The organism is Mucilaginibacter rubeus, from assembly GCF_003286415.2.
Classification (GTDB): Bacteria; Bacteroidota; Bacteroidia; order Sphingobacteriales; family Sphingobacteriaceae; genus Mucilaginibacter; species Mucilaginibacter rubeus_A.
On the sequence record NZ_CP043450.1, the window covers coordinates 1,303,703 to 1,317,555 of the forward strand.

Genomic DNA, 13,853 nt, shown 5'->3' on the forward strand with positions numbered 1-13,853 from the left:
CGGCGGCCCGGGCTTTCCGTTACAAGTCCTCGCTTTTCCGCCCCCCAATCCAACACACGCTCCGGGCTTTACACTGCAATCCCTAACGCTGGCCTACACACCATAACCGCAAACTAAAAACGATATATTCTTACTTAACGTCATTCCGATTTTTTCAGGCCTCCCTGATGGTTACTCGCAATGACGCGCGATGTAAAGCTTTGAATTTGCAGGGAATAGTCTATCCAAACACCACCATTCTCTCCGGATACTTGGAGGCGTAAGTTGCTACAATATTTTTGATGTAATCATTCCCCGGGTAGGGCGTGAGGTGGCTTTTGAGTTGCTGTATATTATCCGCGTCAAAATAATGAGAGATGTAGCCCATACCATAAAACTGCCCTTTTTCTACAAGGATACAGCTATGCTCATCGCCTGTACGGCCTTCATCCCTGATGGCGTACGTTGGTAAGGCCTGCTTAAGCTGGTCGATGGCGTTGTTAACCTTATTGTTATAAATTTCAGGGGACTCAACACCTTCACATGCACACGAGCTTCCTGCCGGGCTGGTGCACAGCTCATTGTTTTTCTGGATAAAACAAAGCTTCGGGCATAGGTCAAAGGCCTCTATCAGCTTGTTGAGTAGGTTATATCCGTCAAGCAGGGAATTACAGGTATATATCGGATCGCTATATTTGCGGTATTTATCAACCGCCAGGCGAATGTAGCCTCGCTGATCTTCAAAAGCGTAAAGACAAAAGGCATTTTCAAAACGCTTTAACGAACGGTTATATTTTGGCCACAGGCGTTTGATCTCAATGGCTTCCAGTACAAAGGCAATCAGTTCGGTGCCACAAACCTGGTAGCTGATCTGGTGGATATTGCGCAAAAACTCCTGCCGCTGAAAGCCGGGATTGTTACCGGTAAAATGGCTGCTCACCCTTTTCCTGACATTTTTGGCCTTGCCTACATAGATTACTTTGCCTTTTTGATCGTGAAAGTAATATACTCCCGGCGTGTACGGCAATTGGTCTATATCTTTTTTAGATAGGTTAGGCGGCAATATCTGGTCTTTTGAGCCCAGTTTAAGCGATTGTTTGATATGCCCATCCGTATCGCTGTTTAATAGCAGGGTAAAGAGTTCAGCAGTCGCCTCGGCATCGCCCATGGCGCGGTGACGGCTTTGGTTATCGATACCAAGGTGTTTACATAATTTGCCCAGGCTATAGGAAGGCAATCCCGGTATTATCTTGCGACCAAGCCTTACGGTGCATAGCTTATTGGTTTGCAGATCGTATCCCGCGGCAGCGAGGTGATACCTTACAAAAGAAAAATCGAAATTGACGTTATGGGCAACGAAGATCTTACCATGAATGAGGTGATAAATATCCGCCGCTACATCCTCAAAAGGAGGGGCGTCTTTTACCATTTCATTGGTAATACCTGTTAAGGCGCTAATGTAAATAGGGATGTCACGCTGCGGGTTAACAAGTGTTTCAAAGCGCTTCACTACCTTTTTACCGTCATGTATGCATATGGCTATCTCGGTAATGCCATTTGCGCTGGCATGCCCTCCGGTGGTTTCGATATCGACAATTGCATACATTATTTCAAATGTAAAACAATTTTGCTAATTATTTTAGTTCTTTTTGAAAAAGTCAGGAAGTCGGAAAGTCCGCAGTCGGAAAGTCTGGAAGTCCGAAAATTTAGGTTTGGAAAGAGCTGCATTTGATCCAATTTATAAACAAAAAGCCCCTGAGAAACTTTCCCAGGGGCTCAAATATCTTTCGGACTATCCGACTGTAGACTTCCGACTAAAAAAACTTAAGACTTCTTATTCTTATTAGCCTGAACTTGTTGTTGCTGACGCATCATCTCTTCCATTTTTGCGCTGAAGCCTGATTTTTTCTTTTTAGTGTCTTCAGGTTTCTTTTTGTTTTCCTGGATCTGGGCATGGATCTTCTTATCATCAACCATGAATTTGATCAGGTATTGTTGTAAGAAGGTGAACATGTTGGCCAGGAAGTAATAGTAGTTCAAACCTGCAGGGTAGCTGTTAAGTGTAAACAGGAACACAAGAGGAGTGATATAACCTATGTATTTCATTTGGCCAGTAGCGCCCGAGATCTGGTTGTTGAAATAGGTATAGATCAACGTTGAGATAGTCATCAGCAAACACATTAAGCTAATGTGGTTAACACCGCCAAGGAAAGCTACAGGAGCAAACTTGATAACCGAATCATAAGTTGAAAGGTCATGCATCCACAGGAAGCTTTCGCCCCTTAGCTCAAATAAGCTTGGGAAAAAGCGGAAAAACGCGATAACTATCGGCATTTGGATCAGTAATGGTAAACAACCGCCCAATGGGTTAACGCCTGCTTTTTTGTATAGCTTTAGGTATTCCTGTTGCAATAAAGTAGGGTTATCCTCACCAACTTTGGTTTTGATTTCATCCATTTCTGGCTTCAGCACACGCATTTTAGCCATTGACAGGTATGATTTATAAGTAAGCGGCGATAACACCAGTTTCAACAATACCGTTAATACCAGGATGATTAAACCGTAGTTCCAATTAAACTTGTTAAGGAAATTAAATACAGGCAATACCGCGAAACGGTTGATGTATTTTAAAGGCCCCCAGCCCAGGTTTACCATTTTGTCAAGGTCATGGCCCTGATCTTTAAGTGTATTGAAACGGTTAGGGCCAAAGTAAAACTCTAACGGTACAGAACCATCTGATGCGCGTGTAAGCGACAGATCGGCCTTCATTTGTTTTACATCGGTAGTATCATTAACATCTGTAGCAACCGCGACATCTGTTTTGGCTATATTATTCTTTGCAATCAACACATTTGAAAAGAAGTGTTGCTTAAAACCAACCCAGGCCATTTTTTTATCGCTGATGCTTTTCTGATCGTCTTTAGTTTCGCTCAGGTAATCAACATCGCCATCGGTATTGTAATAGTATACCGTAGAGTACTGGCGTTCCTGTTTCATATCCTTTTCCTGTTTGTGCAGGCTGGCTGCCCAGTTCAGGTTATAGGTGCTGCTGTTTGCAATTACAGCATCAAGGCCGGTAGGCTTAATGGTTAAGCCAAGTTTAAAGCCATCACCTTTTAAACTGTATATATAATCAATATACTGAGTTGGGCTGTAGCTTAAACGCATGGTAACCGAACCCGAATCTTTTTCGGCTACGGTAAGTGCTTTAGCGCTTGGTGTAAAATAGTAATTGTTGGTGTTGATATTGGCAACGCCGGCGGCAAACTTTAAACCAAACTGGTTATTGTCGCCACTGAAAAGTACTAAAGGTTGTTTGCTAAAGGTTTTATAGTTCTTTAACTCAACCGAAGACACTTTACCACCCTTAGTACTTAATTTAATAAGCAATTCTTTGTTCTCGATGGTAACAAAGTCTTCCTTACCAACTGAAGCGGCGCCAAAAGGCATTTTTAATAAAGCCGAATCAACCGGGGCTGTTTTTGAAGTATCAAACTTAGCTGTGTTTTTAGCTGCTGCCGTCGCGGCTGCGCCTGCTTTTTTCAGCGAATCCTGGTGCTGTACCTCGCGTTCTTTTTTAAGGTCGGCTTCCGATGGCTTTAAAAAGTATATCGAGCCGGCAATGATCGCCATGATCAGGAATAATCCTGTAAACGTATTTTTATCCATTATCTAATTATCGTACAATTACTTATTTTTTGCGGGCATAAGCCAGCGAAGCGGCGACAAAGTTAATAAAAAGTGGGTGCGGATTAGCAACTGTTGATTTTAATTCGGGGTGAAATTGCGAACCAACAAAAAATGGGTGATTTTTTAACTCAACAATCTCCACCAGGCCATTGTCAGGATTTATGCCGGATGGGGTAAGGCCTGCAGCCTCATATTGCTTAAGATAGTCATTATTAAACTCGTAACGGTGACGGTGCCTTTCCGAAATATGGTTTTTACCATAAATAGCAGCTGCTTTAGTCCCTTTTTTGATATCGCAAGGATAAGCGCCCAAACGCATAGTGCCACCTTTCAGTGTAATGTTTTTCTGATCTTCCATCATGCCGATAACCGGATGTGGGGTGTCGGGGTTCATTTCGGTGCTGTTGGCTCCTTCAAGTTCCAATACGTGACGGCCAAATTCAACTACGGCACATTGCATACCTAAACAGATCCCAAAGAAAGGAATATTGTTTTCACGTACGTGACGGATAGCCTGAATTTTGCCTTCAAAGCCACGTTCGCCAAAGCCAGGGGCAACCAATACGCCATGCATACCTTTCAGTTTTTCAACGGCGTTTTCAGGAGTTAACTGTTCAGATGGGATATATTCAATCCGCACTTTACATTCCTGTTTAGCACCTGCATGGATAAATGCTTCGGTAATTGATTTATAAGCATCAGGCAGTTCCACATATTTACCAACCAGGGCGATGCGTACATCGGCAGTTGGGTTTTTTAGGCGACCAAGAAAATCTTTCCAATTTTCAAGGCTTGGCTCGTTTTTGTGTGGAAGCTTTAATTTGGTCAATACAGTTTTGTCAAGCTGTTCTTTCAGCATTAACAAAGGCACATCATAAATACTCGGCGCGTCAATTGATTCAATAACCGCGTTGATATTTACGTTACAGAACTGTGCTATTTTTTTACGGATATCGTTAGTTAAGTGATGCTCTGTACGGCAAACCAATACATCTGGCTGGATACCGTATTCCAATAGCATTTTTACGGAGTGCTGGGTTGGTTTGGTTTTCAATTCGCCTGCAGCTGCAAGGAAAGGCACCAGGGTAAGGTGAATAACCAATGAGTTGTTAGAGCCAATTTCCCAACGGAACTGCCTTACAGCCTCAATATATGGCAACGATTCGATATCACCTACGGTACCGCCAAGCTCGGTGATCACGATGTCAAATTCGCCGTTTTCGCCCAGGATGCGGAAGTTTCTTTTAATTTCGTCGGTAATGTGTGGTACTACCTGTACAGTTTTGCCTAAAAAAGCACCTTCACGCTCTTTGTTGATCACATTTTGATAAATACGACCGGTGGTGATGTTATTAGCTTTTGAAGTAGGGGTGTTCAGGAAACGCTCGTAGTGGCCAAGGTCAAGATCGGTTTCGGCACCATCTTCGGTAACATAGCATTCGCCGTGTTCATAAGGGTTAAGGGTTCCCGGATCGATATTAATATAGGGATCGAACTTTTGGATGGTTACGCGGTAACCGCGCGATTGAAGTAGTTTGGCTAAAGAAGCAGAGATTATACCTTTTCCTAACGATGAGGTAACACCGCCCGTAACAAAAATATATTTAGTCATGATTTTTTTTGAAAATGACCGGGCTTTTATACCGCGACCAATTGTTTCTGTACGGGATACAAAAGTAAGAAAATTTTCAGGCTTTGACGTATCTGTTTTTCAAAAAAGGGAACGGTTAAAGTCTTTTGTTTGTAAGTATTTTGTATAGAGTGAATTATGGAGATAGTTGTGTGATGGTGTTCCTTTAATGAGGAGGGTTCTAAACACTTTCATTTTGCCTGCTGTACAGGTCTATTTTCCGGTGCAGCTCATTTGGGTTAAAAGGTTTGCTCACATAGTCATTCATGCCAACGGTAAAGGCCATATCCTGGATATCAAGCATGGCGGATGCCGTTAGCGCAATGATGGGCAGGTTTTTATATTTATCGCCCGGTAATTCACGTATGGCACGGGTGGTTTGATATCCGTCCATTTCGGGCATTTGCAGGTCCATCAATATCATGTCGTAATCATGGGTTTTCACCAGCATCAGGGCTATTTCACCATTTTCGGCAACATCGCACTCAACCTCCCATTGTTTCATGAACTGCTTGGCCAGTATTACGTTGATCTGGTTATCCTCGGCAATTAACAGCTTAGTTCCTTTAAGGCTTTTCAATCGATAAAACTCGTCGCTATCAGCTGTGCTTGCCAGTTGTTTCCGGCTGTTTTTAAAGGTAAGACTGAAATTAAATACCGAGCCCTTGCCATATTCGCTTTCAACAGTAATATCACTACCAAGTAGCTGCAATAAGCGTTTGGTGATGGTTAAGCCCAAACCTGTACCACCGTATTTACGGGTGGTATCTGAACTGGCCTGGCTAAAGCTTTCAAAAATATGGTCGATCTTATCGGGCGTTATGCCAATGCCGGTGTCGGCTATTTCAAAATCAATAGTTGATGAATCTTTAGCGCTGCTTGCGAGGGTTGCGGTTACAGTTACTTTGCCCTTATGTGTAAATTTAACAGCATTACTCATCAGGTTGGTAAGGATCTGGCCCAGGCGTACCGGATCGCCAATAATGGCATTGGGCAGGTCCTGATCCATCATCAGTTTTATCTGGATGTTTTTTTCGTTAGCCTTTTGCAGCAGGGCAAGCCGGATATTTTTGATCAGATCGGTAAGGCTGAAATCAACGCTTTCAAATTCAACCCTTCCTGCCTCTATCTTGCTGAAATCCAATATATCGTTAATAAGTACCAGCAGGTTTTCGGCCGAGAACTTAAGGAAGTTTAGAAACTCCATTTGCTCGGGCTTAGGGTCCTGATGAATAAGCAGGTGAGTAAAGCCGATAACCGCGTTCATTGGTGTACGGATCTCGTGGCTCATGATACTCAGGAACTGCGCTTTGGCCATGGCGGCCTTTTCGGCAAGCTCTTTTGAATGGATCAGGGCAACTTCCAGCTCTTTGGCCTTGGCTATGCGCTCATGTAAAAAGCTGATGATATGGATCAGATCATCGTCCGAATCAGAGATGTTCAGCTCTGTATCCGGATTAAGCGCTTTGATGGCATCTTTTAGCTGGGAGATTGAGCGCTGTTTGATCTCATTTTGTAGTTTCAGATTATCTGTAACGGCTACATATTCACGCTCGCTTACATTGAAAGCATGATCTGCCAGCTTTATGGATTTATCGAAGTTTTTGAAACTGTTATTTATTGCGCCTAAAAACTGTAAAATAGTTTCATCTTCCAGGTATTGGGCCGGGAGCATCTTTTTTATCTGCTTATCTAATAAATGATGGTACTCCATAAATTAACGCTCTGTGAAAGTTGTGATAGTCATGGTTTGGTTATGCAGCTCGCAGTTTGACCCTTTATTGAGGGGCGACAATTCTCCATACGAGTAAAATCCTGCCATGGATGTTTTATCACCGAAAATATTTTTTGCAGCTATTAACTCTTCGTCGGTACGATCATTTAGTACCAGCTTGCGGCCAACACAACTTACCAGTATAGCCAGATCAGCCTCTTCCGGCCCTATTATTGAATCGGTGGCGGCGGATGATGAGGCGTCAATCAATTTTTCAAAGTTGGCCTTCATCAATCGTACTTTACTGCCTTCGGGCAAGTTGCCAGCGAAGGTCATTGATTTCTCGTCTTCATTTACGTTTAATATGGTCCGCACCAGTTTTTTATCCGAACCATCAATACTTAACGACAATGGGAACAGCAAGGCTGAGCCGGGCAGTTCTTTGGCGTATTCACCTAAATATTCTTTATAAAGGTCGAGGGCGCTTTTACCGTCTATCTCAAAAAGTACGTTTTTGTCTGATTTGGTAATGGTGCGCTGCGGGCCAAATTCTTCCCAGCCACCGCATGATCCATGATTGATACGCAGGCTATCACCATAAAAACCAATAGCTATCACATTGCCCTGGGCAGGTACCGCATTAAGACTGGTAAATGTGCTGCTGAAACGCGCCGCATCACCGGCGAGGCCTCCTGTTACCGGCACTTTATCTGGGTTGTCCTGGTTAAAGCCATCAACCAATTCGCTACCGTTTATAAAAGTACCGTCGGATATGATGAATACGCAGTTTAATCCTTTTTTATCCAGCTGCGACATCAGGAAAGTTCCGGTTTCGGCGCTGTTTGCCTGTTCATTTACATGAGTAGCCGTGCAACTGATGGTTGACTTTTCCAGTTCTATGGCAGTTACTACGATACTATCGTCATACACATCGCTACCTATGATTTCACCGGCCGTGGAGGCAAACACGATATTAGCATTGGGATAACCCACTTTAAGATAATCGTAAATTCCGGGATCGGTAATAAGCTGCGGTGCCCCAAAAGCAAGTACCAGCTGACATTTTTCAGTGTTAAATTCCGGATCGGCAAAATAATTTACCCAGCCTTTGTTTACAAAATGATGCTGCCTTATTTTCATAATGGTTTTTAGGTTAATAGCAGAGCCTTGCTATATAAAGTTATATAATTTACATCGCGATAATTGGTTAAAATACGAAAGTATTAAACGGTTTGTCGTTGGTATAAATTATTTACTTTTTAATAGTAGAGCCGTGTTTCAATAGTTCAAACTGGCTGTTAATTTAATGCATTCCACTTTTATACGGGTGAGTAGCAAGGAAGGTTATTGCAGGAAACGCGGGCGTTGCTTTCGCAGTAATTTATATATCAAACTTCAATTTTTCCAGGTCTTCCGGCACATCAACGGCATGGGTTTCCAGTTCGGTTTCGGCAACTTTAATGCGGTAGCCGTTATCAATCCAGCGGAGTTGTTCCAGGCTTTCAGCTTTTTCAAGCGGAGATACAGGCAGCAGGGTAATTTGCTGCAAAACATCGGCACGGTAACCGTAAATGCCAATGTGTTTATAAAAAACATGAAATTCGAGCCAGTTTTCGGGTTCCTGACCGCGAATGTGGGGAAGTGTAGCGCGGGAGAAATATATGGCCTCAGATAGCCTATTGATAACCACCTTCGGGGAGTTGGTGTTATGCAGCTCCTGTTCGGTGAAGATCCTTTTTACAAGGGTAGCTAACTGGGTGTCCGCATCATCAAAGCAATTGGTTAGTTTGGTGATCTGTTCGGGATCAATAAAAGGTTCATCGCCCTGAATATTGATGATCACATCATATCCCGGATGTAAGCGGGCAACTTCGGCGCAGCGGTCGGTGCCACTTTGGTGGTTTGAACCTGTCATCACGGCTACACCGCCAAAACCGGTAACATGTTTAAAAATCCGGTCGTCATCGGTGGCGACAATAACCTCGCTCAGGCTCCGGCATTTTTTAGCCTGCCCGTACACACGTTGGATCATGGTTTTACCGCCGATATCAACCAATGGTTTACCGGGAAAACGTGATGACGCGTAACGGGCTGGGATAATGCCTAAGATTTTCATTGCGTGAGTCTAAAACAGTCCGTTAATTTCCCTTTCAATCAGGTTCACAATGGTGGCCATATCCTCGGTATTGTTGGCAAAATCAAGGTTGTCTTTATCCAGGATCAGTAACTTGCCAAGTTTATAGTTGTTGATCCATTTATCATACTTTTCGTTCAGTTTTGAAAGATAATCTAAACGGATACCTATCTCATATTCACGGCCACGGCGTTGGATATTGCTTACCAGGGTAGGCACGGAAGCCTTAAGGTAAACCAACAGATCTGGTGGTTTAATGAACTCGGTTATATTCTGAAAAATTGATTCGTAGTTTTCGTAATCGCGGGTGGTCATCAGGCCCATATCATGCAGGTTTTCTGCAAAAATGTAGGCATCTTCATAAATAGTACGGTCCTGGATGATGTTTTGCCCGCCTTTCTGAATATCGATGATCTGGCGGTAACGGCTGTTCAGGAAGTAGATCTGCAGGTTAAAGCTCCAGCGTTTCATATCGCTGTAAAAATCTTCAAGGTAGGGATTATTGTCTACGGCTTCGTACAATGGGTCCCACCCGTAATTTTTGGCCAGCATTTCAGTAAGGGTGGTTTTGCCGGCGCCTATATTTCCTACAATAGCTAAGTGCATATTCTTTAGTTCATGGGTTATAGTTCATGGTTCATAGCTGATGTTTTTGACGAAGAACACCCGCTGTTTTGAAATGAACTCCGACTAATATACACTATGAACTATGAACTATCAAAACCCGCTGTTTAAAATTTCCTGAAGCCGATGATCTCTCTAACTTCTCTTATTGTTTTTGAAGCGCTTTCGCGGGCTTTATCTGCACCCATTTCTGCTACCTTACGCAGGTAATCAGTATCGGCAGCAATAGCGTTGATCCTGTCGCGGATAGGGGCGGTAGCTAACACCATGTCTTCGGCAAGCTCTTTTTTCAGATCGCCGTAACGGATAGCCATTTTGTTATATAATTCGTCAAAATGAGCAAGCGTGTCAGGTGTTGATACCACTTTCATCAAGTCGAACAGGTTTTGGATCTCCTGTGGTTTTTGTTGATTTTCAACGGTTGGGCCGCTGTCGGTTACTGCACGCATTACTTTTTTGCGGATAGCCTCAGGGGTATCACCTAAAAATATAGCGTTGCCTTCGCCTTCTGATTTACCCATTTTTCCTTTACCATCCAGGCCTGGTATTTTTACCAAGCTTTCGCCAAAGCTAAAAGCATAAGGTTCGGGGAAGTAATCGTTGTTGTATAACCTGTTAAAGCGGTTACCAAAAGTACGGGCCATTTCAAGGTGCTGTTCCTGGTCTTTGCCAACAGGAACTTTAGTGGCTTTATGGATAATAATATCGGCGGCCATTAATACGGGGTAGGTTAACAGGCCGGCATTTACGTTTTCGGGATTAGCGCGTACTTTATCTTTAAAAGATGTAGCGCGTTCCAACTCGCCCATATAAGCGTTCATGTTCAGGTACAGGTATAATTCTGTAACTTCCGGAACATCCGATTGTACATAAATAGTAGCCTTTTCCGGATCGATACCGGCGGCTAAATATTCTATCAGCACCTGTTTTACATTGCCGTGTAAATTGGCAGGTGTGGGGTGTGTAGTTAACGAGTGGAGGTCGGCAATAAAGAAAAAGCAGTTGTATTCATGCTGCATTTTTATAAAGTTTTGCAACGCTCCGTAATAATTTCCTAAGTGTAAGTTTCCGGTCGATCGGATACCACTAACAACAGTCTCCATAGTGTGGCGAAAGTAAGGAATTTTTCTATTTTTGGTGATGATGAAAATGATATTGAGAAAAGTGCACGTATACCTTTACGTTATAAGTGTAGCCCTTGGTTACTTTATACTGTGGCCTTTTTTTTATTATTTTTCGCGTAAACCCGAACGCTACAGTACACTTAATTCATTTAGAAGGATCTGGGGATTAGTTAGTTCGGCTTTTGTGGGCATTTTTTACCGCTTTGAGTATGAGCAGCCGATAGATTGGAGCAAGCCATACATCATTTGCCCCAACCATACCTCAAACCTTGATATTTCGGCAATGTGTATACTGATTAAAAGCAATTGTTGTTTCATGGGGAAACAGGAGCTTGAGGAAGGGCTTGTTACCGGTCTTTTTTTTCGCACGGTAGATATTCCGGTTAACAGGGACAGCAAAATGTCGTCGTTCCGTGCATTTAAAAAGGCATCCGAGAAATTGCAGGAAGGTATATCGCTTATTATTTTTCCTGAAGGAGGTATCTCTGACCATTATCCGCCGCAACTTGGATCGTTTAAAAATGGGCCTTTCAGGTTGGCTATTGAATTAAAAATACCCATCATCCCGGTAGCATCCGCAAATACATGGCAAATACTTTGGGATACAGGCACCAAACACGGCAGTAGGCCAGGGTTGTGTAAATTTAAAGTCCATAAACCTATCGAAACCGCTCATATGAATATTGATGATGCTGATGCCTTACGCGATAGGGTATTTGATGTCATGAATCATGATTTAAGATTTGAAGGTGCTGTTTCTACTTTTGCTTAATCAATTATATGGTAGCAGACCGGGAATTTGTAATATATTTGTGCATAAACCCATTGAAACGGCCCATTTAACTTTAGATGATGCCAACGCTTTGCGCTATGGGGTTTACGCTATTATAAAACAAAAATTACAACAGGCATGACCATTGATAAAGAAACCGTTGAAAAAGTAGCCCACCTGGCCCGCCTTGAACTTACCGAAGCCGAAGTAGAGGATACCATGAAAGATATGAGCAAGATACTTGATTTTATGGCTAAACTAAACGAGGTAGATACAACAGGTGTTGAGCCGCTGGTTTACATGACTACCGGTGCCAACGTACTGCGTGAGGACGTGGTGAAACAACAAATTACTCACGAAGAAGCCCTGGAAAATGCCCCTAAACATGATGAGGACTACTTTTTAGTAGCCAAAGTGATTGAAAAGTAAGTTCGAAGTTTTAAGCCGGGAGTCTTAAGTCTGGTAATAAAAAATAACTTTTGACTAAAAACTTAAGACTTTCGACTTTAACGCTGTAACATTAGGTACCCATGTGCAGTCCAAACAAAAAATAATTCATGGAGCCAACAAATACTGCCAAACCGTTAATAACAATAAAAGATATCGGGCGTAAATACGTAATAGGTGCCGAGGTGATCCACGCGCTTAAATCTGTTTCGCTATCTATTAACAAAGGCGAGTTTGTTGCTTTGATGGGCCCATCTGGTTCGGGTAAATCAACTCTCATGAATATTTTAGGCTGCCTGGATACGCCAACCAAGGGGCAATATATCCTAAATGGGATAGATGTAAGCCACATGACCGATAGTCAGCTTGCCGAGGTTCGTAACTCGGAGATTGGATTCGTATTTCAGACATTTAACCTTTTACCGCGTAATACAGCATTGGATAATGTGGCCTTGCCGCTAATCTACGCCGGTATTAGTAAAGAGAAGCGTATGGAACGTGCCGGTAACGCTTTGAAAAACGTAGGGCTCGGCCATCGTATGGATCACAAACCTAACGAGCTTTCTGGCGGGCAAAGGCAGCGTGTAGCTGTGGCAAGGGCGCTTATTAATGATCCTTCCATTATCCTGGCCGATGAGCCGACAGGTAATCTTGATACCAAAACTTCTATCGAGATCATGGGCCTTATTGAAGATATCCACGCGAAAGGCAATACCATTATCCTGGTAACGCACGAAGAAGATATTGCCCTGCATGCCCACCGCATAGTACGTATGCGCGACGGATTGATTGAGAACGACTACGTTAATACAAACGTTCAGACTGTTGACCGCAGGGTAGAGGAGGTGTAGGCCCCCAACCACCTAAAGGGGGAGTTTTATACGTGTGAATTTAACCTGTTGCACCGTGAAACAATTACAAACAGGCAGCTTTTACGGACAAACCAATCAGACAACTCATTTACAGGGTATCACCATTACTGATACCGAATACACCCTCGATAAGGTAGACTGGCATTATCATGAAAATGCCTACTTCACTTTTATCTTGGCCGGTAATGTTATTGAAGGCAATAAGAAAGAAGTTTATCATTGCCTTGCAGGCAGTTTGTTATTTCACAACTGGCATGATCCTCATTACAACATCAAACCTAAAGGCTTTACCCGCGGCTTTCATATCGAATTGCAAAAACACTGGTTTGACAGTCTGGAGCTTAAGCAAGATAAACTGGAAGGCAGCTTTGCCGTTCATGATCCGGATGCTAAATTTCTTTTATACCGCATCTTTAAAGAATCAAAGATTGGTGATGAGCTGACCGCTATTGCAGTTGAGTCGTTATTACTGCAAACGCTCCATAAAATGGAGCTGAGCAACATGAGTTCATCACGCCTTGTGCCATCATGGGTTAGCAGGCTGAAAGAGTTACTGGCCGATGATCCTGCCTACAAATATACGCTTACCGGACTTTCAGAACTGCTACAGTTGCATCCTGTTCATTTATCCCGCGATTTTTCAAAGTATTTCAACTGTACTATGGGCGAATATATTCGTAAGCTCCGGGTCGAAAAATCGTTCGCGTTACTGGCCAATGAGGAATTATCCTTAACAGATATAGCATTTGCCTGTGGTTTTGCCGATCAAAGTCACTTTTTACGTTGTTTCAGGGAGTTTAGCGGGAGTAATCCATCGGCATATCGTAAGCTTTTATTGAGGGCATGTTAATCCTGTTCTATTTTTAA

The 13,853-nt window shown here is 42.9% G+C and carries 12 protein-coding genes; 4 read left to right on the forward strand and 8 right to left on the reverse strand.

The window, feature by feature from the left end:
• Nucleotides 1-220: 220 nt before the first annotated feature.
• The 8 genes from DEO27_RS05405 to trpS all read right to left on the reverse strand — a co-directional run bounded on the left by DEO27_RS05405 (nucleotide 221) and on the right by trpS (nucleotide 10,874).
• The gene (locus DEO27_RS05405; protein ID WP_112574065.1) at nucleotides 221-1,585 is read right to left on the reverse strand and encodes an exonuclease domain-containing protein; all 1,365 of its coding nucleotides are present in this window, start codon (nucleotides 1,583-1,585) and stop codon (nucleotides 221-223) included.
• A gap of 218 nt (nucleotides 1,586-1,803) precedes the next feature.
• Nucleotides 1,804-3,648, reverse strand: a complete 1,845-nt coding sequence (gene yidC, locus DEO27_RS05410) for a membrane protein insertase YidC (protein WP_112574064.1) — start codon at nucleotides 3,646-3,648, stop codon at nucleotides 1,804-1,806.
• Nucleotides 3,649-3,670: 22 nt separating this feature from the next.
• Nucleotides 3,671-5,281, reverse strand: a complete 1,611-nt coding sequence (locus tag DEO27_RS05415) for a CTP synthase (RefSeq protein ID WP_112574063.1) — start codon at nucleotides 5,279-5,281, stop codon at nucleotides 3,671-3,673.
• Between the two features lie 199 nt (nucleotides 5,282-5,480).
• A complete protein-coding gene (locus DEO27_RS05420; protein WP_112574062.1) occupies nucleotides 5,481-7,013 on the reverse strand; it encodes an ATP-binding protein in 1,533 nt (510 codons plus the stop codon).
• Nucleotides 7,014-7,016: 3 nt separating this feature from the next.
• Nucleotides 7,017-8,153, reverse strand: a complete 1,137-nt coding sequence (locus DEO27_RS05425; protein WP_112574061.1) for an FIST signal transduction protein — start codon at nucleotides 8,151-8,153, stop codon at nucleotides 7,017-7,019.
• Nucleotides 8,154-8,394: 241 nt separating this feature from the next.
• Nucleotides 8,395-9,129 (reverse strand): 3-deoxy-manno-octulosonate cytidylyltransferase, encoded by a 735-nt coding sequence (kdsB, locus tag DEO27_RS05430; RefSeq protein ID WP_112574060.1) that lies wholly within the window; start codon nucleotides 9,127-9,129, stop codon nucleotides 8,395-8,397.
• A gap of 9 nt (nucleotides 9,130-9,138) precedes the next feature.
• On the reverse strand, nucleotides 9,139-9,753 hold the full coding sequence (locus DEO27_RS05435; protein WP_112574059.1) for a deoxynucleoside kinase: 615 nt from the start codon (nucleotides 9,751-9,753) through the stop codon (nucleotides 9,139-9,141).
• 125 nt (nucleotides 9,754-9,878) lie between these two features.
• Nucleotides 9,879-10,874 (reverse strand): tryptophan--tRNA ligase, encoded by a 996-nt coding sequence (gene trpS, locus DEO27_RS05440; protein ID WP_112574058.1) that lies wholly within the window; start codon nucleotides 10,872-10,874, stop codon nucleotides 9,879-9,881.
• 37 nt (nucleotides 10,875-10,911) lie between these two features.
• On the opposite strand from trpS, the gene DEO27_RS05445 reads away from it, so the two are divergent.
• From DEO27_RS05445 to DEO27_RS05460, 4 genes are all read left to right on the forward strand, one after another.
• Nucleotides 10,912-11,667, forward strand: a complete 756-nt coding sequence (locus tag DEO27_RS05445; RefSeq protein ID WP_317132978.1) for a lysophospholipid acyltransferase family protein — start codon at nucleotides 10,912-10,914, stop codon at nucleotides 11,665-11,667.
• Between the two features lie 138 nt (nucleotides 11,668-11,805).
• Nucleotides 11,806-12,096 (forward strand): Asp-tRNA(Asn)/Glu-tRNA(Gln) amidotransferase subunit GatC, encoded by a 291-nt coding sequence (gene gatC, locus DEO27_RS05450; RefSeq protein WP_112574056.1) that lies wholly within the window; start codon nucleotides 11,806-11,808, stop codon nucleotides 12,094-12,096.
• A gap of 128 nt (nucleotides 12,097-12,224) precedes the next feature.
• Complete coding sequence (locus DEO27_RS05455; protein ID WP_112574055.1) at nucleotides 12,225-12,965, forward strand: ABC transporter ATP-binding protein; 741 nt, start codon at nucleotides 12,225-12,227, stop codon at nucleotides 12,963-12,965.
• 55 nt (nucleotides 12,966-13,020) lie between these two features.
• Nucleotides 13,021-13,836: a helix-turn-helix domain-containing protein gene (locus DEO27_RS05460; protein WP_112574054.1), complete on the forward strand. Its 816-nt coding sequence runs from the start codon at nucleotides 13,021-13,023 to the stop codon at nucleotides 13,834-13,836.
• Nucleotides 13,837-13,853 lie beyond the last annotated feature (17 nt).

What these genes read in the sequence shown, in the direction of transcription:
- DEO27_RS05455 (WP_112574055.1), top strand. Translation starts at nt 12,225, where the DNA reads ATGGAGCCAACAAATACTGCCAAACCGTTAATAACAATAAAAGATATC.
- DEO27_RS05445 (WP_317132978.1), top strand. Translation starts at nt 10,912, where the DNA reads ATGATGAAAATGATATTGAGAAAAGTGCACGTATACCTTTACGTTATA.
- DEO27_RS05435 (WP_112574059.1), bottom strand. Translation starts at nt 9,753, where the DNA reads ATGCACTTAGCTATTGTAGGAAATATAGGCGCCGGCAAAACCACCCTT.
- DEO27_RS05415 (WP_112574063.1), bottom strand. Translation starts at nt 5,281, where the DNA reads ATGACTAAATATATTTTTGTTACGGGCGGTGTTACCTCATCGTTAGGA.
- DEO27_RS05420 (WP_112574062.1), bottom strand. Translation starts at nt 7,013, where the DNA reads ATGGAGTACCATCATTTATTAGATAAGCAGATAAAAAAGATGCTCCCG.
- yidC (WP_112574064.1), bottom strand. Translation starts at nt 3,648, where the DNA reads ATGGATAAAAATACGTTTACAGGATTATTCCTGATCATGGCGATCATT.
- gatC (WP_112574056.1), top strand. Translation starts at nt 11,806, where the DNA reads ATGACCATTGATAAAGAAACCGTTGAAAAAGTAGCCCACCTGGCCCGC.
- kdsB (WP_112574060.1), bottom strand. Translation starts at nt 9,129, where the DNA reads ATGAAAATCTTAGGCATTATCCCAGCCCGTTACGCGTCATCACGTTTT.
- DEO27_RS05425 (WP_112574061.1), bottom strand. Translation starts at nt 8,153, where the DNA reads ATGAAAATAAGGCAGCATCATTTTGTAAACAAAGGCTGGGTAAATTAT.
- trpS (WP_112574058.1), bottom strand. Translation starts at nt 10,874, where the DNA reads ATGGAGACTGTTGTTAGTGGTATCCGATCGACCGGAAACTTACACTTA.
- DEO27_RS05405 (WP_112574065.1), bottom strand. Translation starts at nt 1,585, where the DNA reads ATGTATGCAATTGTCGATATCGAAACCACCGGAGGGCATGCCAGCGCA.